Annotated in this window: 16 protein-coding genes and 1 tRNA gene; 7 read left to right on the top strand and 10 right to left on the bottom strand. The window is 59.1% G+C overall.

Going from position 1 to position 20,237, the window contains the following annotated elements; genetic code table 11:
* Positions 1–252: 252 nt before the first annotated feature.
* From metF to csiR, 3 genes are all read right to left on the bottom strand, one after another.
* A complete protein-coding gene (metF, locus tag DCS96_RS18235; protein WP_116475840.1) occupies positions 253–1,155 on the bottom strand; it encodes a methylenetetrahydrofolate reductase in 903 nt (300 codons plus the stop codon).
* A 28-nt stretch (positions 1,156–1,183) separates the two neighbouring features.
* Positions 1,184–1,804 (bottom strand): hypothetical protein, encoded by a 621-nt coding sequence (locus DCS96_RS18240; protein WP_408646021.1) that lies wholly within the window; start codon positions 1,802–1,804, stop codon positions 1,184–1,186.
* A gap of 381 nt (positions 1,805–2,185) precedes the next feature.
* Positions 2,186–2,875 carry a DNA-binding transcriptional regulator CsiR gene (gene csiR, locus DCS96_RS18245; protein ID WP_116475841.1) on the bottom strand — a complete coding sequence of 230 codons (690 nt, stop codon included), beginning with the start codon at positions 2,873–2,875 and terminating at the stop codon, positions 2,186–2,188.
* A gap of 159 nt (positions 2,876–3,034) precedes the next feature.
* Here csiR and glaH point away from each other — a divergent pair, with 159 nt between their 5' ends.
* Together glaH and lhgO are read left to right on the top strand one after the other, a co-directional pair.
* Complete coding sequence (glaH, locus tag DCS96_RS18250; protein WP_116475842.1) at positions 3,035–4,003, top strand: glutarate dioxygenase GlaH; 969 nt, start codon at positions 3,035–3,037, stop codon at positions 4,001–4,003.
* Positions 4,004–4,108: 105 nt separating this feature from the next.
* A complete protein-coding gene (gene lhgO / locus DCS96_RS18255; RefSeq protein ID WP_116475843.1) occupies positions 4,109–5,320 on the top strand; it encodes an L-2-hydroxyglutarate oxidase in 1,212 nt (403 codons plus the stop codon).
* Positions 5,321–5,386: 66 nt separating this feature from the next.
* On the opposite strand, the gene DCS96_RS18260 is transcribed toward lhgO, so the two are convergent.
* Positions 5,387–5,629 (bottom strand): OmpW family outer membrane protein, encoded by a 243-nt coding sequence (locus DCS96_RS18260; protein WP_157953656.1) that lies wholly within the window; start codon positions 5,627–5,629, stop codon positions 5,387–5,389.
* A 160-nt stretch (positions 5,630–5,789) separates the two neighbouring features.
* Between DCS96_RS18260 and rnk the strand changes: the two genes are divergently transcribed.
* The 3 genes from rnk to DCS96_RS18275 all read left to right on the top strand — a co-directional run bounded on the left by rnk (position 5,790) and on the right by DCS96_RS18275 (position 7,794).
* The gene (rnk, locus tag DCS96_RS18265) at positions 5,790–6,194 is read left to right on the top strand and encodes a nucleoside diphosphate kinase regulator (RefSeq protein ID WP_116475845.1); all 405 of its coding nucleotides are present in this window, start codon (positions 5,790–5,792) and stop codon (positions 6,192–6,194) included.
* Positions 6,195–6,336: 142 nt separating this feature from the next.
* On the top strand, positions 6,337–7,293 hold the full coding sequence (locus DCS96_RS18270) for an AEC family transporter (RefSeq protein WP_116475846.1): 957 nt from the start codon (positions 6,337–6,339) through the stop codon (positions 7,291–7,293).
* 228 nt (positions 7,294–7,521) lie between these two features.
* A complete protein-coding gene (locus DCS96_RS18275; protein WP_116475847.1) occupies positions 7,522–7,794 on the top strand; it encodes a PilZ domain-containing protein in 273 nt (90 codons plus the stop codon).
* Between the two features lie 10 nt (positions 7,795–7,804).
* On the opposite strand, the gene recD is transcribed toward DCS96_RS18275, so the two are convergent.
* From recD to recC, 3 genes are read right to left on the bottom strand one after another with little or no spacing between them, the layout of a single operon-like run.
* Positions 7,805–9,775, bottom strand: a complete 1,971-nt coding sequence (gene recD, locus DCS96_RS18280; RefSeq protein WP_232818319.1) for an exodeoxyribonuclease V subunit alpha — start codon at positions 9,773–9,775, stop codon at positions 7,805–7,807.
* Positions 9,768–13,283 (bottom strand): exodeoxyribonuclease V subunit beta, encoded by a 3,516-nt coding sequence (gene recB / locus DCS96_RS18285; protein WP_116475849.1) that lies wholly within the window; start codon positions 13,281–13,283, stop codon positions 9,768–9,770. Before recB ends, recD begins: the two co-directional genes overlap by 8 nt.
* A complete protein-coding gene (gene recC / locus DCS96_RS18290; protein ID WP_116475850.1) occupies positions 13,276–16,653 on the bottom strand; it encodes an exodeoxyribonuclease V subunit gamma in 3,378 nt (1,125 codons plus the stop codon). Before recC ends, recB begins: the two co-directional genes overlap by 8 nt.
* Before the next feature lie 221 nt (positions 16,654–16,874).
* Here recC and DCS96_RS18295 point away from each other — a divergent pair, with 221 nt between their 5' ends.
* Positions 16,875–17,780, top strand: a complete 906-nt coding sequence (locus tag DCS96_RS18295) for a LysR family transcriptional regulator (protein WP_116475851.1) — start codon at positions 16,875–16,877, stop codon at positions 17,778–17,780.
* Positions 17,781–17,828: 48 nt separating this feature from the next.
* Here DCS96_RS18295 and DCS96_RS18300 read toward each other — a convergent pair whose 3' ends face one another.
* Together DCS96_RS18300 and DCS96_RS18305 are read right to left on the bottom strand one after the other, a co-directional pair.
* Complete coding sequence (locus DCS96_RS18300) at positions 17,829–18,428, bottom strand: HD domain-containing protein (RefSeq protein ID WP_198650131.1); 600 nt, start codon at positions 18,426–18,428, stop codon at positions 17,829–17,831.
* A gap of 17 nt (positions 18,429–18,445) precedes the next feature.
* A complete protein-coding gene (locus DCS96_RS18305) occupies positions 18,446–19,144 on the bottom strand; it encodes a phosphatase PAP2 family protein (protein WP_116475852.1) in 699 nt (232 codons plus the stop codon).
* Positions 19,145–19,353: 209 nt separating this feature from the next.
* Here DCS96_RS18305 and DCS96_RS18310 point away from each other — a divergent pair, with 209 nt between their 5' ends.
* Complete coding sequence (locus DCS96_RS18310) at positions 19,354–19,899, top strand: DUF3750 domain-containing protein (RefSeq protein WP_116475853.1); 546 nt, start codon at positions 19,354–19,356, stop codon at positions 19,897–19,899.
* 211 nt (positions 19,900–20,110) lie between these two features.
* Here the strand turns inward: DCS96_RS18310 and DCS96_RS18315 are convergent.
* A tRNA-Asp gene (locus DCS96_RS18315) sits at positions 20,111–20,187 on the bottom strand.
* Positions 20,188–20,237: the final 50 nt, after the last annotated feature.

Raw genomic sequence — 20,237 nt, forward strand, 5'->3', positions numbered from 1 at the left:
AAGAATTCCTTTTTGTTGTTATATCAAACAGTCCAATGCCACTGGGGTCAGGACATGCCGAACAGCCGGCCCTCGGCATGGTCATCGCGACGTCACTCCGAGGCTGCTATTGCGGGCAGAGGGCCGGCCATAGTGAAATGAAGCCGATTTAAAAGTCAATAATAAAAAGGTACTCGTTAGAGACTGCCTGGCCGTCACCAAATAAAAAACCCCGCCATCGCTGGCGGGGTTTGGTTGATAAACGGCTGGCTGTTATCTGACTTCCGCGACCGGCGGCCGCACGCCAAGGGTATGACAAATGGCGTAGGTCAGCTCGGAACGGTTCAGGGTATAGAAATGGAAATCCTTCACCCCTTCCCGGCTCAGCACCCGTACCTGATCGATGGCGATGCTGGCGCCCACCAGATTGCGGGTGTGCTGGTCATTCTCCAGGCCCTGGTAACGTTGGTGCATCCAGCTCGGGATCTTGACGTTGGAAAAACCGGCGAATTTCAGCAGCGTCTGGTAGTTGGATACCGGCAGTATGCCCGGCACGATTTCCACGTCGATACCGATGGTGACGCAACGGTCCCGGAAGCGCAGGTACGACTCCACATCGAAGAAAAACTGGGTGATGGCCCGGTTGGCGCCGGCATCCACCTTGCGCTTCAGGTTGAGCAGGTCAGCCTGGGCGCTTTTCGCTTCCGGGTGTACTTCGGGATAGGCGGCCACCGATATATCGAAATCCGCTTCTTCCTTCAGCAGGGTCACCAGGTCGGCAGCATACATCTCCGGCTTGGCCAGGCCCTCGGGCAGATCGCCGCGCAGGGCGACGATCTGGCGAATGCCGTTGTTCCAGTAATCCCGGGCGATACCACGCAATTCATCCTTGCTGGCATCGATACAGGTCAGGTGCGGCGCGGCCACCAGGCCGGTCTTGTCCTGAATATCCTTGATCACCTTGTGGGTCCGATCCCGGGTGCCGGAATTGGCACCATAGGTAACGGAGACAAACTTGGGGGCCAGTTCCTTAAGCCGCTCAACCGAGTGCCATAAGGTCTGTTCCATCTGCTCGCTGTTAGGCGGGAAGAATTCAAAAGATACATTGATATCGCCGTTCAAATCGGCCAAGGATTGGTTCAGCGCTTCTACATGTCGCGCGCTATGAAATCCCATGTCTGTCTCCTACAACTTAAATAAAAATCTATTCCTTACACCCTGAACTCGGCATAGGCCTTGCGCAGTACCGGCGTAGCGGACACCCTGTTGGCCAGGGCTTCACGGGTTTCTTCCCGGTTCGGGTCTTGAGACCAGAGTCCGGGTTAACCCAGATACGCTCTTTCGGCAGACGTTCAACGGCCTTTTTAATCAGTGTAACCATTTCCGCCACGGTAGGGATACGAGGCGAGTGAATATCATACACACCCGGGCCAATCTCGTTGGGATAGGCGAAGTCCCGGAACACATCCAGCAGCTCCATATCGGCGCGGGAGGTTTCTATGGTCATCACATCCGCATCCAGGCGGGCAATCGATTCGATGATTTCGTTGAACTCAGAGTAACACATACAGGTGTGGATCCGGGTAGCATCGCTCACTCCTGCAGCGCTTGACCGGAACACTTTTTCCGCCCACTCCAGATAGGCCGCCTGCTTGCTGTTGCGCAGCGGCATCAGCTCGCGGCAGGCCGGCTCGTCGATCTGGATGATACCCTCGCCAGCGTTATCCAGAGCCGCCACTTCGTCGCCCAGCGCCCGGGTGATCACTTCCTGGATTTTCTGGGCGGCAAAGCCATGATTTTTATCTCTGTGCTCTCTCCGACCCAAAAGACGTTTAGACGTCCGAATGGCTGTATATTTACACGGCTAAACTTCTGGAGGCAAGGTCTTCTTTTAATAAAGTGATAAGAACTGATTTTTTAAAAGTAGATAGCATATAAGAACAAAAGGGTTCGTTTGGGCGGGATTAATGGCTGGGGGCCAGGAGCCGGAGCCCGTGCCCAGGTATGTGAGGCTGGAGATGGGAAATTGGCTGCGGGCAGGACACCCGCAGTCAGAGGCTGGGCTAACGCATACTGCTGTTCCGTTAAGGGGCGCCCTCATCTTCCAAGCGACCACTGACGTCATCCAGCGCAGGTGGCCTTAAACTCCGGAGAGCCGGCCTGTGGAGGGGGGGTCCCCTTTTCATCTTAATTGAACGGCATTGGGCTAGCGCACGCCTTTTTCGGTCAATATCCGGGTGATCAGCGCCACCGGGCTGAGCAGATGGTCACGCATCATGGTGCCGGCTTGCGGGTTACGGGCCAGGATGGCGTCGAACAAGGCCTGGTGCTCCTGTTGCTTGATCGCCAGCGCCTGTTCGCTGAATACCGTCTGCCGCAACCACAGATAACGGTAGCGGGCCGCCTGATCCATCAGGGTCTGACGAACCACCAGCAGCTGGGGAGAGCAGCAGCCGGCGGCCACTGCCTGGTGAAACGCCTGATGGCGGACATCCCAATGGCTCAGCTGATCTTCCACCGAGTCAAGCTGGGTTACCTTGGCCAGGGCGTGGTGTGCCGCCACCACCCCCGCCTCCCACATATCGTCTCCACGTGCCAGGGCCAGCTCCACTACCAGGCCTTCCAGCTGGGCCCGGGCATCATAGATATCCTGCAATTCAGCCAGCGACATGGGGCTGACCCTGAAACCCCGCTGGCTTTCGGCGGTCACCAGCCGTTCCACCACCAGTTGCGACAGGGCCTCCCGCAAGGGGCTGACCCCCAGACCATAGCGGGTTTTAAGGGTGCTCATCAGCAGCTTCTCACCCGGTTCGAAATGACTACGGATAATGTCTTGCTTAAGCCCCTGATAGGCGGCTTTCGCCAGGTTTTCCCGCGGGGTTTCAAGATTGCTCATGCCATCTTCCTGAAATAGACGATGAAGAGATTATATCGAAATTGTAGTTGAGATCATAAATCCACAACCACTTATTGACAATAACCAAAAATGTCGACATTTTATATATACGACGACATTACGTTTCGTGACTACAGCTTACAGATACAGGAGTGTCCCATGTCCAACGTCGCCACCGCCGATTTCATCAACCACAAACACCAGGGGTTTAGCCTGACTCCCTCCGCCCAATCAAAGCGCCTGCTGGAACTGCGCTTCGATGAGAAACTTGTCAGCGATTTTCTGGCGGCGTGCGCCGAGTGGCCGATCCAGGCCCTGGAGTACAAGTCCTTCCTGCGCTTTCGCGTCAGTCAGATCCTCAATGATCTGTGTGGCCAGGCACTGCAGCCCCTGCTGATCAATACCCTGGTCGACCGCAACACCGGCGGCCTGCTGATCACACCAGAAGGACTGAACCAGGTTGAACAGGCCGAAGACATGGTCAAATTCACCACCGCCGTGGCTCATCTGTTCGGCCGTTCCAACTTCGATGCCATGAGCGGCCAGTACTACGCCCGCTTCGTGGTCCAGAATCAGGACAATTCCGACAGCTATCTGCGCCAGGCGCACCGGGTGATGGAGTTACATAACGACGGTACCTTTGTCGAGCAGGACACTGACTATGTGCTGATGCTGAAGATTGACGAGCAGAATATGGAAGGCGGCAACTCCCTGTTGCTGCACCTGGACGACTGGGAACACCTGGAGCGGTTCTACGCCGATCCCATGGCTCGCAGGGTGATGCGCTGGGCCGCGCCGCCGAGCAAAAATACCACCAAGGATGTGTATCACGCTGTGTTCGATACCGATCGCAGCGGCCTACCCATCATGTCGTACATAGACCAGTTCGTGCAGCCCAAGAATTATGATGAAGGTGTCTGGCTGGCGGATCTGTCCGAGGCGCTGGAAACCAGTGCCAAGAAAGTATCCGTCCCCGTGCCCATGGGTTCCTTCCTGGTGATCAACAACCACTTCTGGCTGCATGGTCGGGACAAATTTGTGGCCCACTCAGGCCTGCGCCGGGAGTTGATGCGCCAGCGCGGTTACTTTACCCATGCCAAGACTCTGAAGAACCCGCAACAGGTATAATGGCCTGATAACCCGTTACGCAGGCGTTCCGGAATAACCATGAGCACCACAGCCGCCGGGGCCAGACCCCGGCTTTTGCCCCTTTAACCAAAGGTGAACAGAGCAGTGTTTGATTTCATCATTATCGGTGGCGGCATCGTCGGCATGTCGACCGCCTGGCAACTGAAAAAAACCTACCCCGACAGCAAGATGCTGTTGCTGGAAAAGGAGTCCGGTCCGGCTCATCATCAGACCGGTCACAACAGCGGCGTGATCCATGCGGGGGTTTACTACACCCCCGGCAGCCTCAAGGCCAAATTCTGCCTGGAAGGCAACCTCGCCACCAAGGCCTTCTGCCGCGAACATGAGATCCCCTTCGACGAATGCGGCAAGCTGTTGGTCGCCACCAATGAACTGGAAATGGAGCGCATGAAGGCGCTGTGGGACAGGAGCGAGGCCAACGGCCTGGAACGCTACTGGCTCAATGCCGAGGAGCTCAAGGAGCGGGAGCCCAACATCACCGGCGTGGGCGGCATCTTCGTCCCCTCCAGCGGTATAGTGAACTACAAGCAGGTCACCGCCGCCATGGGCAAGGAGTTCGAGCGCCTGGGCGGTGAAATCCGTTACAGCACCGAGGTCATTGGTCTGAAAGAAGAGACCAGCCAGGTGGTGGTAGAAACTTCCCGGGGCGACGTACAGGGCAAATACCTGGTGTCCTGTTCCGGGCTGATGGCCGATCGGGTGGTGCGCATGCTGGGACTGAAACCCGATTTCAAAATATGTCCCTTCCGAGGCGAATACTATCTGCTCAGGCCCGAGCACAACCAGATAGTCAATCACCTGATCTACCCCATCCCGGATCCCAACATGCCGTTCCTGGGCGTACACCTGACCCGCATGATAGACGGCACCGTGACCGTCGGGCCCAACGCCGTACTGGCCTTCAAGCGGGAAGGCTACGATAAGTGCGACATCTCGCTGAAAGATACCCTGGAAATGTTTACCTATCCGGGCATTCTGAAGGTACTGATGAAAAACCTCAAACCGGGCCTGATGGAAATGAAGAACTCCATCAACAAGGCCGGCTACCTGGAACTGGTACGCAAATATTGCCCCAGCCTGAACGTGGATGACATGACGCCCTACCCGGCCGGTATTCGCGCCCAGGCGGTGTCCAAAGATGGCAAACTGGTGGATGACTTCCTGTTCGTCAACACCAAGCGCACCATCAATGTCTGCAATGCCCCTTCACCCGCAGCCACCTCGGCGATTCCCATCGGCGCCTATATTGTCGACAAGGTCAAGGAGCAGGTTGAACAACCGGCGGCCGTAGCATAAAAAACGGGCAGACCCGGTCTGCCCACACATTGCCAGGGTTGACCTTCTCTCTACATAGTAAATCCATTAAATTTTGTAGCCCAGCCCGACCATATAGGCGATCGAATCGATACTGGTCTCGAAGGTACCGACTGTGGTATGCACGCCGGTATCGATGTACCAAACCGAGGCATTGACAAATATATTATTGTTGATCGCCGTATCGATACCGGTTTTGCCGGCCAGCAAATGGGACTCATTCAGATCGAAACTGGTGTTGTTCAAGGCGCCACGCAAGCCGTGGCTCGGAACCAAACAGGCCAATATCATGAGCCAACACCCGCTATCGTGGTCACAGTCCACCACAATACCGACATGCCAATAAATTGCCGGGCGCAGGGCTGGCTTAAGCATTCATCTTGATGTATATCTTAAGTGTTGAGTTCAGGCAGCGCTTTTTGGCGTTGCCTGTTTTTTATGGAGGTCTTATATGGCTCAGCTGCCCCCTATTACTATTTCGACCCTGGATTTGGCCCGACTCGAGGCCTTGCTCGAGCACCAGCCGGATTCGCAAGCAATACGCCGCCTGGAAGACGAGCTGGATCGTGCCACCGTGGTTGAACCGGCCGACGTGCCCACCAACATAGTGACCATGAATTCGACCATCAGTTTTACCATGGCGCACAATAAAGAGGTCTTTACCAAGACACTCTGCTACCCGCGGGATATGGACGGCGCCAAAGACAAGATTTCGGTACTGGCCCCCATCGGCAGCGCCCTGCTTGGCCTGGCGGTAGGTCAGAGCATCGAATGGCCGGGCCCTCAGGGCAAACCCCTGACTGTGACCATTACCGCTGTCAACTATCAGCCGGAACGGGCTGGCGATCATCGATGATAAATAAAAAGGGCGCATGATTTGCGCCCTTTTTATTTATCATCGGCCTTCCATTATGATCTGCCGGCCATAACGAAGCTGTTGCTCAAATAGCTCCCCCGAGGCATGCTTACGGGCCCCTCTTCCCGAATATACCTATCCCATGCACAATCTGCTGGCCAGCCTGGCCTTTTCCATCACCATTACCGGACCTATCTGCCTGTTGTTGTTGCTGGGGATCGGCCTGCGCCGCACCAGGATGATAACCGATGCCTTTATCGACGGCGCCAGCAAGCTGGTGTTTAACATCGCCCTTCCGATGCTACTGTTTACCAGCATCGTCAATACCGACTTCAGCCAGATGGCCAGCCCCTCGCTGATTTTATACGGGGTGCTGGCAACCCTGATCGTCTATGTATTACTGGAAGTACTGGCATCCCGCCTGACCCCGCACAAACCACTGCGGGGCATACTGGTTCAGGGTGCCTTTCGGGCCAACATGGGGATTGTCGGCCTGGCCTATGTAAATAATGCCTACGGCACCCAGGGGGTCGCGGCCATCGCCATGTATGTGGCCTGCCTGACCATCCTCTTCAATATACTGGCGGTGGTCACCCTGAATCGCAGCCTGAACCGAGATAAAGGCCTGCAACTGGGCAATATCCTCGGGGGTATCGTCAAAAATCCGCTGATTATCGGCATCCTTGCCGCCCTGCCATTCGCCGTCACCGGCACCCAACTGCCCAATGTGCTAATGCAAACAGGCCAATACCTGGCCCAGATGACATTACCGGTGGCGCTGCTATGTACGGGTGCCACCCTCAGCCTGAAGTCAGGCAGCGAGGAAACCGGGCTGCTGATGCCGGTCGCCTTGCTGCGGTTGCTGGCCATACCAGCACTGATCACCGGCGGCGGATTTATGCTCGGTTTCCGCGACGCCGAGCTGGCCATGCTGTTTTTGATCAATGCCTCTCCTACCGCGGCCGCCAGTTATGTGATGGTGCGCGCCATGGGGGGTAACGCCGTACTGGCCGCCAATATCATTGCAGTCACTACCCTGGGTTCCCTGGTCACCGCCAGCCTGGGCGCCACCCTGCTCAAGGGACTGGGCTGGCTTTAAGCAGTTGGATGATGATCTTCCGCTCCCGAATTCGGGAGGAAGAAGGCGCAACATAGCAAATGCCCTAATCGAGTCACTCTCCCGAAACAATACATTTTTGCATCTTGACAGATATTGCCTTCCAGAGCCCACCGGCCCGCCTATACTTTAAGCCTAAGGGACCCGTTTCGGCCCTGGATGACGGACCAACGGTACAGCATCAGACCCTAACACAAGGGGGGAAGGGCAATGGAAGATCGCCGCAGACACCCGCGCCGTAAAACAACCTGCAAGATACGCCTGAGTAACGAGCACTTCGGGCCTATCAATGGCAATATCAGAGACCTCTCCGAAAGCGGCGTCTTCGTAGAGGTTGCCACCACTTCAGATTTTTCGCGGGGCATGTTGCTTGAAGCAGAGGTCCTGGATTCGGACTGGGACCAGACTCTGCCACCACTCACCATGAAGGTAGTACGGATAGAAACAGATGGTATTGGCCTGGAGTTTGCCGACCCGAGTTAACAAGCTTGCATTAACCAGGGGCGTTCAGCCTCGCCTGCAAACCACTGGCCCGTTCAATTCGCCTGACAATCGCCCGCTCCAGTATCCCCGGCTCGACGAACAGGTCGAGCCGGGACTTGGCCCGGGTGATGCCGGTATAAACCAGCTCCCGGGTCAGGATAGGGTTGAGCTCGGTGGGCAGGGCCATTACCGTATGAGCAAATTCAGAGCCCTGTGACTTGTGAATGGTCATCGCATACACGGTTTCGTGGGCCGGTAGCCGACTGGGACGGAACCCCTTGACCGAGCCGTCGGGCAGCAGGAACCAGACCCGCAACTCACCGGCCGAGTCGGGCAGCACAATGCCGATGTCGCCGTTATACAGCCCCTGGGCATGGTCGTTTTCCATCACCATCACCGGCCGGCCGACAAACCACTCCTGGCGCCCGACCAGCCCCTGTCTGATCAGTCCGGCAATGATGGCTTCATTCAATCCCGCCACGCCCAGCGGCCCTTCACGCAGGGCTACCAGCAGCTGGAATTGACCGAACAGTGCGAGCACATCCTCCGGGGGCCGGCCCGCCCGGATGGCCTCCAGGTAGGGGCGGTAACCCTCTAGACACAACTGCAGCAGCCGGCTATAGCCCTCCCCCGCGAGCCCGTGCTGGGCTATATCCTGAAAATCCATCGCCAGTGTCCGCCGCAGGGCCGCCACCTGCCCGCCGTTGACCGCCGCGGCCAGCCGGCCAATGCCGGAACCGGCATCGAAGCGGTAGCTCTTGCGCAGCAGACACAGCTGGTCCCGCAACGGACTCCCCTCGGCAGCCATCCAGGCCGACAGATCCTGTCCGGTTACCCGCTGCAACCAGCGCCCGTGCTCCGGGCTGATGCCCTGTTCGGCGAAGGCACAGATGTCCCCCAGCACTGCCCCCGCCTCCACCGAGGCCAGCTGATCCCGATCCCCCAGCAGGATCAGCCTGGCATGGGGCGGCAGGGCGTCCAGCAGACGCGCCATCAACGGCAGGTCAACCATGGATGCCTCGTCCACCACCAGCACATCCAGATGCAGGGGATTATCCCGATGATGGCGAAACCGGCGACGACCCGGGATCACCCCCAGCAGGCGATGCAGGGTACCCGCCTGAGCCGGTATCGCCGCGATCACCTCCGGGGGCAGATCCAGGCTATGACGAGCAGCGCCTATGCTCTCGCTCAGCCGGGCCGCCGCCTTGCCGGTGGGTGCCACCAGCCTGATTAATGGTGGCCTGTCGGCCGTGCTGATCAGCAGCCCCAGCAAGCGGGTCACTGTGGTGGTCTTGCCGGTGCCCGGGCCGCCGGAAATCACCGCAAAGCGTCCCGCCAGCGCCGTGGCCACCGCCTGTTTCTGCCAGTTAAGGCAGGCCGACTCGGGCACCAGCCGATCCAGCGCATACAGGGCCTGGTCGCAGTCCGCCTCGTGTAACAAGGCTAGGATACCAGGCCAGTCCAGCCGCTCGGGCTTGACGATATCCAGCTGATCGGTAAGCCAGCTCCGGTCGTCAAAGCCGGGCCCCCGCACCTGAGTCAGCCGCTGAAACATCCCCTGATAGTCACGCGCAAAAAGCGCATGCAGCGCACCGCCGACCTCGGGCCGGGCCAGCGAATTCGGCTGCAGCAGCCAGCCAGCCACCGTTTGCTCATACTGCCAGTAACGGGCCAGATACAGGCGGCCGAGCTCCAGCCGCAGGGGCGCCCCGGGGCCAACCACAGGGCTCTGTACCAGATGGTCCGACAAAGAGGGTTGTTCACCCAGCCAGGCAGCCAGACCGGGGGCGTCCCGGGTCATCTGCGCCAGCTTGTCCAATGGCAGGCACACATGGCCGTGGCCCAGTTCCCGGCTGACCAAGGCTGCCGCCAGCACCACCGCCGGATTAGCATCAAAGCTGCCGATAAACAGGGCAAACTGGGCATCTATCGGCCTGAGCTCCCGCTCATTGACCAGCTCCGCGAGTCGTTTATGCATGGTTCGACTCCCCGGCAAACAGGGCATCCAGCTCGTTGATCAAGGCCGCGTCGGGCCGGGTATGGAAGATACCGGTATTGGCGCCCACTTTCATTCCTCGCAAGAACAGGTAGAAGACACCGCCGAAGTGACGCTGGTAGTCATAGTCGGCGATCCGCAGCCGCAGCAAACGGTGCAGGGCCAGGGTATAGATCAGATACTGCAGATCATACCTGTGCTCGATCATTGCCTGTGTCAGGGCCTGTTGGTCATAATCTGCCGGGCTGTCCCCCAGATGGTTGGATTTATAGTCCAGCAGGTAATAGCGGCCCTGATGCTCGAATACCAGATCGATAAAACCCTTGAGCATCCCCTTGACCCGTTCGAAACCGAGCGGGCCGGCCGCCATTGCCAGGGGATCGTGCGCCTGCAACAGCCGATTCAGTCGCTGTGCATCCAGCCCCGCCAGGGGCAGGAAAAATTCCATCTCCACTTTTTTCTGCCCCTGACCAAGCCGCCTCAACTGCAGGCCGTCGGCCAGCTCCGTATCCAACACATCGGCCACCAACTGTTCCAGCACCGGCAGCCAGTGGGTTTCGTAACCGTTGCCATCCAGGCTCTCGGCCAGCAACCGGTGCAAGTCATCGCCGCCCGCCTCGGGAAAGTCCAGCCGCTCAAACACCGAGTGCAGGAAGGTACCGGCCCGGGCACCGCGTGGAAACCGGAAGATATCGAGGCCGCCGGACTGTCCATCACTGCGCTCTCCGGCCACTTCCAGATCCAGCTGCAGATATTCGAGCCGGCTGCCGGCAGCGCCCTGGTGACGGGACAGGGCCGAATAGGAGGTCAGCCACCAGTCCCTGTCTATCCGGCCGCTGAACTCAAGAGCCTTCGGCGATATGCCCTGCGCGGCCACCGACTGGTAGCAGGCCGCCATGGGCTCCAGCGGCTGCAGCAGGGCGGTGTGCTCACAGCCCAGTGCGGACAGGGCCTGGTCAAGTGCCTCGACTCCCCCTTCATGTCCCAATTGCAGCAGGTAGCCCAGGGCACTGAGGTGCAGATCGGTCGGCGCTTTCTTGCCGTTGCCGCGCTTGATCGGCGCCAGCCCGATGCGGGTGCCGTACACGGCCCGGGTCAGGGCCACGTAAAGCAGCCGCAGATCTTCCGCCAGCCGCTCCCGATCGGCCTTTTCCTTGCCGGCCGACTCATCCAGCAGATCCAGTATGGTCCGGCCGTCCTGATGATAAAGCGGAGCGCCGGCGGGTTTGAACTGGCAGATAAAGGGTAGATACACCAGTGGATATTCGAGCCCCTTGGACTTGTGAATGGTGACCACCCTTACCAGATCCTGCTCCGACTCCAGGCGCAGCTGCTGATCGGAAACCTCACCGTTGGGGCTGTCTATTTGCTCGCCCAGCCAGCGCACCAAGGCGTGCTCGCCGTCCAGCTGCTGGGCGGCCTGTTGCAACAACTCGCCCAAATGCAGCACATCGGTCAATCGCCGTTCACCTTCGTTGAAGGCCAGTAGTCGGGGAGGAATATCCCGCCTGAACAGCAGGTTGCGCAGCATGGGCAAGACTCCCTGCCGCTGCCACTGGCGCCGGTAGTCGGTGAATTCCTGCACCAGCCGTTCCCAGGCATCTTCATCCTGATTGAGCTGGTCCAGCTCGCTCAGGGTCAGACCCACTATGCCGGTGGCCAATCCTGCCTTCAGCCGGCGATCATTGCCCGGCTGCAGGCAGGCATGCAGCAGCAGCAGCAGTTCACCGGCTTCCCGGGTGGCAAACACCGAATCCCGGCCCGACAGGTAGACAGAGCGGATCCCCCGCTCACGCAGGGCTCGCCGCACCAGGGCGGCCTCCCGGCCGGTACGCACCAGGATGGCAATGTCTCCGGCGCTGACCGGCCGCTGTTCGAGCAGCGCCTCGCCCCGTTCACCCGCCTCCAGCAAGGCATGGATCTCCTGGGCCGTCCACAGCGCCTGCTGTTGCTGATAGCGGCCGGCATTCACCACCTGCTGGCCCGCCTCCTGATAGAGCCAGAAGCCCAGCGCCGGCTGGCGTTGCCCCCTGAACAGCAGACCCGGTTTGCTGCGGGCCGCCCTGACCGGTTCGAAGCTGATATCCTCCCGGTAGATAAAGGCACCCACCTCAGCGTCGGCCCGGGCAAACAAGGCATTGGTGGCCGCCACCATCTCGGCGGTCGAGCGCCAGTTAGTGCCCAGGGTGTAGTGATCTTCCACTTCGCGCCGGGCCTGGATATAGGTGAAGATATCGGCGCCGCGAAACCCGTAGATAGCCTGTTTCGGGTCACCAATCATAAACAGCCCGAGCGTTGGCTCACCGCCGTACAGGCGACGGAAGATGCGATACTGCAGCGAGTCCGTATCCTGAAACTCGTCGATCATCGCCACCGGGAACTGCTGGCGAATACGATCGGCCAGCACCGGGCCCGTGTCCGAAGCCAGGGCCTCGTCCAGGTTGGCCAGCAGATCGTCAAAGGTCAGCTGCCCGCTGATGCCCTTGGCCCGCTTGATACGCGTGCGCAGTACCCGGATAGCATGGGCCAGCACCAGATCGCGGATATCCCGGTGCAAGACCATAAAGTCGTCGATCTGGCTGAACAGCGGCAGGGTTGGCGCGCGACCGTTCTTGCTCAGCTTGTCCAGCAACACACCAAGGCCGAAGCGTGCCAGCTCCCCGGGCACCTCGTAATCCCGGGTCGGGGCCTGTGCCCATTCGCCTATCTTGCGCAGCCAGCCTGCAAAGTTTTTACCTGTGTAGCCTTTGACATGACCTTCAAGCTGACTGGCCACCTCGTCCGCCTGCTGCCGCCAGGCCTGCTTGAGTTGCTCTATGGCATCGAGAATATCCTGATGCCGCTCGCTCAGGCTCTGCTCGGGCCCGGTCCTGATCTGCAGCTCGCTGTTGGGCAGGTAGGGCTGTACCGCCGCCAGCAAGGCATGGGGATCCTTGAATGCGGCCCGCACCATGCGTGCCAGGGAAGGCTCCAGTCGATAGAAATGGGCTCGCCAGAAATCGGCCGCCGCCTCGAAGCGCAGCCGCTGTTCGTCGGTGACAAATTCGGCCTCGAACAGGGTGCCGGATTCAAACGCATTCTGCTTTAGCATGCGCTGGCAAAAGCCGTGGATGGTAAACACCGCCGCCTCATCCATCTGCCGCTCTGCGGCCAGCAGCAGCCGGGCGGCCAGCCGATGATCCGGCACCTCATCCAGCAGCTGCTGCAGCAGGCGATCCTGATCTTCGCCGCGGATAAAGGCCAGCCGAGCCTGATGGATTCGCTGGCGGATGCGATCGCGCAGCTCTTCGGTGGCTGCCTGGGTAAAAGTCACCACCAGGATTTCATCTACTCCCAGGGCCCGACTGTAACCACAGTGGTCCGGACCATGACCGAGCAGCAGCCGCAGATACAGGCTGGCGATGGTATAGGTCTTGCCGGTGCCGGCCGAAGCCTCGATCAGCCGGTTACCGGATAGGGGAAAACGCATGGGATCCAATAGTTTACTCATGATCAAGCGTCTCCATATGGCTCAGCAGGGGCCCGAATATCCGCCTGGCCAGCAATTGCCAGTCGTCCCGGTTAAGCTCGAATTCGGGGAAACTGCGGGCAATATAGACGTTTTCCGCCTCCCCCGAAAACAGATAATCTCCGTCGAAGACCTTGCGCGCCTGGAGCAGCGCCTTGTCCTGCATATCGTCCTGCAGCTGCCCCTGCTCATCGAGGGCGAGCTCGGCCCAGGCCAGGGCCGTATTGGGGAAGAAGGGCAAGGGGGCGCGCATGCCCTCTTCCAGCAGCGCCAGCAGATCGGCCAGCCGCTGCCTGGCATGGTCCGGTTCCAGGGGAAGAAACTTGCGGCCGTCATTCAGGCCGAACAGCCAGCTTTCGGCAGGCTCCACCGCGCACAGGCACAGGTGTTCCAGCCATTGGCACAACAGGAAACCGGCATTGAGACGGCCCGGCCGGTAGCGGATCAGCCGGCCCTGATAACGCCCCTTTAGCCAACCGGTCAGCAACCATTGGTCAAAGCCGAGGCGGACCTCCACATCCTTATCGGCCCGGGTCAGCAAGGGCTCGAGCCGGTCCGCCAGCTGGTTGATCCTGCCCTGATTCTCCTCCAGCACCAGCTCACCGAAGGCACCACTGGGCAGGCTGCCGGAAGCCAGCAGACGCGCCGCCTGCTCTTTCTCCGGCAACTTCCGCAGGCGCGCATCGAGCAGCGTATCCCTCAGCCGATAACTGTCCAGATTATCCAGGCTGAACGGCTCATCTATGTCAGGTTTGAGGGACTCCAGCTCAAGCCAGACCTTCAGGCGTCGCTGGAAAAAGTAGCCGCAAGGCAGCCGAAGAAAACGTTGCAACTCGGCCAGTTCCAGTTCCTGCCCAGCCTGCCATTCCTCGGGTAAATCCAGTACTACCGCCTCAGTGACGGGCGTGCCTCCCTGCAGGACAGACAGCCACTCCCGGGCGTAGGAGCCGGGCGGTTCGACGCTGAAATAGCGGGGGCTGTAGGGAGTAAGCGGGTGTGTCCGAGTCAGGCGTGACTGCGTGCTCCGGTAGCTGGTATCCGCGTCTTCCTGCTGGTGCCCCTCGGGTACGAAACCCTGACCTATGTAGTCGAGCAGTTCGGTCAGCAGCACGGACGGCACCTTGGGGCTGTTGTCCTGCTGGCTCATGCCCACATAGGAGATATAGAGCTTCTGCTGTGCCGACAGCAACGCCTCGAGGAACAGGTATCTGTCATCGTCGCGGCGGGATCTGTCCCCCTTGCGGTTATCCTCTGCCATCAGATCAAAGCCCATGGGTGCCAGGCTGCGAGGATAGACGCCATCGTTCATACCCAGCAGACACACCATGGTAAAGGGAATCGAGCGCATCGGCATCAGGGTGCAGAAGTTGACCTGCCCGGCCAGGAAACGCTGACCCGAACGCTGGTTGTTGAGGGCTTGCGAAAAATAATCGGCGATCACCGCCTGGCTGAGCTCCCCCTCGAAGCCGGCCTGAGCGGCCTGCAGCCTGAGCCTTTCTATCTGCTGGTAAATCAACGCCAACAGCGGCTCGGATTGCTCATCGGGCAGGTAGAGTCGCTCCAGCAGGGTTCCGAGCAACGCCTGCCATTGACCTATGGAGTGGCTCTGACGGGCCTGCTGAATAAAATCGTCCAGCACATCGACAAAGGCCGCCAGCCTGCCCAGCAGCTCGGCATCCATGCCTTCGATCTCGGTATAGGGCAGTACCTCGCCAAACAGCCGATCCTCATCCATGGCATAGCCCAGCAGCATGCGCCTGAGCCCGAACAGCCAGGTATTCTGCGGCATCTGGCTGAGCTCGAAGCGTTCGGCGTCGGCTTCATTCAACCCCCACCGGATGCCGCTTTCCTCCGTCCAGCCCTTGAGTTGCTCAAACTGCTCCGGATTCAGTTCGAAGCGCGCCAGCACCGCCGGCACCTCCAGGATTTCCAGCAGTTCCGACAGGGTGCAACGGGCATGGGCCAGACACAACACGGCCAGGAAGCTGAGCAGGATTGGGCTTTCCTGCTGAGCCGAACGGTCCGACAGGGAAAACGGGATAAAGCGTTCGCCGCTGGCAGCACCGAATACCGCCTGGATATAGGGGCTGTAGGCATTGATGTCCGGCACCATCACCACCACATCCTTGGGCGCCAATCCGGGATCGGCTTCAAAGGCCTTGAGCAGCTCATCGTGCAATACTTCCAGCTCGCGGATCGGGCTGTAGCAGCTGTGGATCACCAGCGAGTCATCGTCCGCCGCGATGACGGTCTTATGCCGGCTGTCGGCCAGCCGCTCCTTATCCAGCACCGGCTCGGCACTGTTGCGCAATTCCAGGATATCCTGCTGCAACCGGTGCAACAGCTTGTCGTCGGGCAGCTCGACGAAGGCGTCTATTTCGTTGGGGCCCAGCTCGGCCAGCAGCCACAGATGATCCCGGCCCTGCTTGCCCATGGAAGCCAGCAGAGGGTTCCCCTGGCCGGGTTCACCGTCTTCGTCAAACCACTGATCCGGTTCGGCCCCCGCCGGCAGCAGGCCGATATCCGCCGTCGGGTCGCTCCAGAGGCGACGCCGCCGCTCGGTTACCCGCTGTAGCAGCTGCCGCTGTACCTGACGCTTGTTATCCTGGATATCGCCCCAGTAATAACGACAGGGATTGGTCAGCAACAGGTGTACGTCCGTATGCTGGCCGAGGGCATGAAGGGCTTCCAGGTACTTCGGCGGCAGGGCGGAGATACCGAAGATAAACAGCCGTTTTGGTAGCGGCTGCCGAAGCTCGCCGGCGGCCAGGGTGTCGATAAAAGACTGAAACAGGTTGGCCCGGTGGCAAGGCGACTGCCCCAGCTCCCGGGTACGCGCCACCAGGGCTCGCCACAACACCGGCTGCCAAGGATGGGCCTCGGCCCGCAGGCTGCCGCCCGCTTCCCAGTCCTGTATCCATTCGGGCCGGTACACCAGGTACTGATCGAAGATATCAGCGATATTGCCGCACAGCTGGTAGCATCGACGGCCAAACTGATCATCAGCAAGATAATGGCGTAGCGGCAGGAAGGCGTCCTCCGCCAGCAGTCCGGGCAGCAGGCTCATCAGCTTCCAGACCATGGCCTCTTTGTTGAAGGCGCTTTGCTCCGGCACCTGTTCCAGGGTCTGGGCAAACATCTTCCAGATAAAGCTGGCTGGCAGCGGAAATTCGATATTGGCAGCGATACCGAAGGCACCCGCCAGCTCCAGTTTGAGCCATTGGGCCATACCCGGATTCTGCACCAGTATCACTTCACTTTCGAAAGGATGTTCCAGCGGGTCCATTCGGATTAGTGACACCATCAGCTCCCTGAGAACATCCAGCCGATTGGAGTGGTAAAGAGTAAACATATGCTGCACCAGCTACCGAACGAAGCAAGAATTGTTAAACAATAACGGCAGGGAAGCAATGCGGGCTTGGTACTTGCCGGGTGTCCGCCGAGGAAACAACAGACTCCGTCATCGCCCTAAACAAGGAAAATGCCAATGGATTGAACGAACAGCTTATTTTTTACGGTGTGCTGCGCTATCGTCTGGATATCACACCCTGAAATGTTTCAACTCTTTTAAATATGTCCCGAGACAAGTCACTGACCCTGGAAGCGCTGCGCGTACTGGATGCCATAGAGCGCAGGGGCAGCTTTGCCGCCGCCGCCGATGAACTGGGCAAGGTACCTTCCGCCTTGAGTTACACCATACAGAAACTGGAAGACGAGCTGGATCTGGCGCTGTTCGACCGCTCCGGCCACAAGACCCAGTTCACCCCCGTTGGCCGCCTGATGCTGGAGCGCGGCCGGCAACTGTTGCATGCGGCCAGCCAACTGGTGACCGATGCCAGAGCCCTGGAACGCGGCTGGGAGACCCAGCTCACCCTGGCCATAGACGGCATCATGCCGAGCAGCCGGATATTTCCCGTGCTGGATGCGCTGTCGAAACAAACCGACACCGATATCCGACTGGCTCATGAAGTGTTGGCCGGAACCTGGGAAGCACTGGAAACCGGCCGGGCCGATCTGGCCATTACCCCCTTGCGGAAGGATACGGTGACCAGCCCGGGCATCAAAACCCAGTTCCTGTACCAGGAAACCTTTGTCTATGTGGCCCACCCCGATCATCCAATCCACCAGGAAAGCGGCCCACTGACCGAAGAAATACTGTCACGCTACCGGGCCATCGCGGTGGCCGATACCGCCCGCTTCAAGCCACCGCTGACCTTCCGGCTGTTCGACAAGCAATCCCGGCTGACGGTCAGTACCATGCAGGACAAAATCAGCGCCATGAAGGCGGGTCTGGGGATCTCATCCATTCCCTTGGGCTGGCTGGGAGACATGCTCGAAACGGACGAGCTGCGGGAGGTCTCAGCCAGCTGTCGGGAAACCACGAATGTGGTGCTGGCCTGGCGCCGGGACTCCATGGGCAAGGCCAAGAGCTGGCTTATCCGCCAGCTTCCGGCCCTGTTCCAGGAGCAGAAAGGTTAGGCTGTGCCCCGTTACTATTGACGATCGGCGAATAACAGTGGGTTACCGCTAGCGATCGAGCAGCAGGCCCCTTTCCAGCGAGCGATCCAACAGCTGGTTAAACAGCTGCCACAGTGGTTGGGAGGCCTGCTCAATGATCGCCAGCTTGCCCTGTACCTGGCTCTTGGTGACGCCCGCCTCGGTCCAGCTTTTACCCTGGGTATGGGAATTGAGGATAAAGGGCAAAATCCTGTCTATTGCGTTGGCAAAGACCGCATTGGCCGTCTCTGCCGCTTCGTACTCCAGCCAATACTCCAGGTATTCCGCCGCCTGCTCCGTCGGCAACAGGCCGAATATTTTCTTGGCGGCGGCCAGCTCCCGTTCGTATTTACCCTGGTTGGCCTGTTCGTCGAACAGGAAGGTATCTCCGGCGTAGATCTCTACCAGATCATGAATGCTCAGCATACGGATAATATGCAACAGATCCAGCTCGTCCCGATGATCCGCATGTTCGAAGGCTATCTGGGCAAACAGGACTATCTGCCAGCTATGTTCGGCAGTGTTTTCCCTGCGGCTGTCGTCGGCATTAAAGTTTCGGCGGATAACATTTTTCAATTTATCCACTTCCAGCAGAAAGGCGAGCTGACGTGTCAATCTTGGGTTCATCATAGGGTCACTCCTCACCATTATGTCCGTTTGCGTCTGGGCAGATGTTGGTCCAGCCAACCAAGCAGCCTGTCCATGGTCCCGGTCAGTAAAAGCCAACTCAAACCGAAGGCGGCAACCGAGAAGGCACCAACATAGATATCGGTTAACCAGTGGGCTCCTCCCATTACCCTGGGGGCGGAGAAGATCACCACGAACAGGCAGCCCCACAGACCCGCCTTCCAGGAAAGATAACGCCAGACAAAGGCGGTGAAGATCATCAGCATCAGGCCATGATCACCGGGAAAGCTGTCGCCGGAGGAATCCTTGGTCTTGAACCCTGCCAGCTCGGTGAGACGATAAACCCCTTCAAAGGTCAGGGTCGGGCTGGGCCTCTCGACGGGAATCGCCCGCCCCAGCTGATTCAGACCCACCGCTGTCAGCAGCATCAGCAGGCCAAGCAGCAATAACTGCCGACGTTGTTCCGTCGACGCCCTGCGATAATAGCTGTAGTAAAGCAGCCCCATGGCGGCTACCGCAGCCAGATCAAATGCCCTGTTATTGGCGATAGCAACCACATTGACCCAGGCCCGGCTCTCGCCCAGCTTGTTATTGAAATAGTAAAAAACGCGGCTGTCTATATCGAACCAGAAGCCGTGGTTAGGCAGCCAGAACCAGCTTGCCAGTACCGCTATCGCCACCAGATTCCAGGCTATTAGCCCGCTTATTTTGCTATGCATATGCCCGCTCCCGTAAAAAACGGACATTGTACGGGATTCGCCGGTGTCTTGGCAGCTGGCGCCATTCCTTTCTCCGCCCATACCGACGCTCCCGGGGACGGTATGGGGACAGGGGCAATCGTCTATGCTTAACTGTCCGACACCCTCTTTACATACCTGCAGGAAAGCACACCCTCAGCAATTCAGCGCCGTAACCGGGAGACAATCTCATGGCGAAATACAGGATAATACTCTGCCTATTAACGACCATTGCCCTGCTGAACGGCTGCTCCGATGATGACTGGCGCCAGGCCAGTCGAGATCCGGCCGGTATAGCGCCGGAACCGGCCAACACACCGGAGGCTGTCATCCAGGTCTATGGCGCCGATGCCTGGAGCTGGCGCGGCTGGTTTGCCATTCATACCTGGATTGCGGTCAAGCCGACCAACGCCCCCCAGTACACCGTATATGAGGTCGTCGGCTGGCGGGCTCAACGGGGCTTGCCGGCCCTGCGGATCACCCAGGACCATCCCGATCGCTACTGGTACGGCGCCAGGCCCAGAGTTTTGCTGGATAAGCGCGGCGCAGGCGTCGACATGCTGATCCGCAAGATAGAGAGGGTCGTCGAAAAATATCCCTGGAAAGAAAAATACCGTCTGTTCCCCGGTCCAAACAGCAATACCTTCCCCGCCTGGATCGCCAGGCAAGTGCCCGAACTCGGCCTAGAGATCCCCTTCAGTGCCATTGGCAGCGGCTGGGCGGATCAGGCTCCTTAGCTTCATCAGCAGCGAGCCTTTCGCAGCCAGAAATGAAAAGCAGCACAGCCAATACGATAAAACCCCAGCATCGCTGCTGGGGTTTTGAGTAATGGCGGAGTGGCAAACGCACCGCGTTTGAAGGCGAAGGTGCGCAGCACCGACATCATCCAGCAAGTCCGGCGCAGCCAATACGAAAAAACCCCAGCCAATCGGCTGGGGTTTTGAGTAATGGCGGAGCGGACGGGACTCGAACCCGCGACCCCCGGCGTGACAGGCCGGTATTCTAACCAACTGAACTACCGCTCCGCAAAAGCTGTGTAGTACGGGGACTAAATTGGGTGCCTGGCAGTGACCTA

This window comes from Zobellella maritima (assembly GCF_003075035.1).
Classification (GTDB): Bacteria; Pseudomonadota; Gammaproteobacteria; order Enterobacterales; family Aeromonadaceae; genus Oceanimonas; species Oceanimonas maritima.

Excerpts from the sequence above, each read along its gene's own strand:
- DCS96_RS18300 (WP_198650131.1), bottom strand. The coding sequence starts at position 18,428 with ATGATGAACCCAAGATTGACACGTCAGCTCGCCTTTCTGCTGGAAGTG.
- rnk (WP_116475845.1), top strand. The coding sequence starts at position 5,790 with ATGGCTCAGCTGCCCCCTATTACTATTTCGACCCTGGATTTGGCCCGA.
- csiR (WP_116475841.1), bottom strand. The coding sequence starts at position 2,875 with ATGAGCAATCTTGAAACCCCGCGGGAAAACCTGGCGAAAGCCGCCTAT.
- recB (WP_116475849.1), bottom strand. The coding sequence starts at position 13,283 with ATGAGTAAACTATTGGATCCCATGCGTTTTCCCCTATCCGGTAACCGG.
- DCS96_RS18310 (WP_116475853.1), top strand. The coding sequence starts at position 19,354 with ATGGCGAAATACAGGATAATACTCTGCCTATTAACGACCATTGCCCTG.
- glaH (WP_116475842.1), top strand. The coding sequence starts at position 3,035 with ATGTCCAACGTCGCCACCGCCGATTTCATCAACCACAAACACCAGGGG.
- metF (WP_116475840.1), bottom strand. The coding sequence starts at position 1,155 with ATGGGATTTCATAGCGCGCGACATGTAGAAGCGCTGAACCAATCCTTG.
- DCS96_RS18260 (WP_157953656.1), bottom strand. The coding sequence starts at position 5,629 with ATGATATTGGCCTGTTTGGTTCCGAGCCACGGCTTGCGTGGCGCCTTG.
- DCS96_RS18270 (WP_116475846.1), top strand. The coding sequence starts at position 6,337 with ATGCACAATCTGCTGGCCAGCCTGGCCTTTTCCATCACCATTACCGGA.
- DCS96_RS18275 (WP_116475847.1), top strand. The coding sequence starts at position 7,522 with ATGGAAGATCGCCGCAGACACCCGCGCCGTAAAACAACCTGCAAGATA.
- recD (WP_232818319.1), bottom strand. The coding sequence starts at position 9,775 with ATGCATAAACGACTCGCGGAGCTGGTCAATGAGCGGGAGCTCAGGCCG.
- DCS96_RS18305 (WP_116475852.1), bottom strand. The coding sequence starts at position 19,144 with ATGCATAGCAAAATAAGCGGGCTAATAGCCTGGAATCTGGTGGCGATA.
- DCS96_RS18295 (WP_116475851.1), top strand. The coding sequence starts at position 16,875 with ATGTCCCGAGACAAGTCACTGACCCTGGAAGCGCTGCGCGTACTGGAT.
- recC (WP_116475850.1), bottom strand. The coding sequence starts at position 16,653 with ATGTTTACTCTTTACCACTCCAATCGGCTGGATGTTCTCAGGGAGCTG.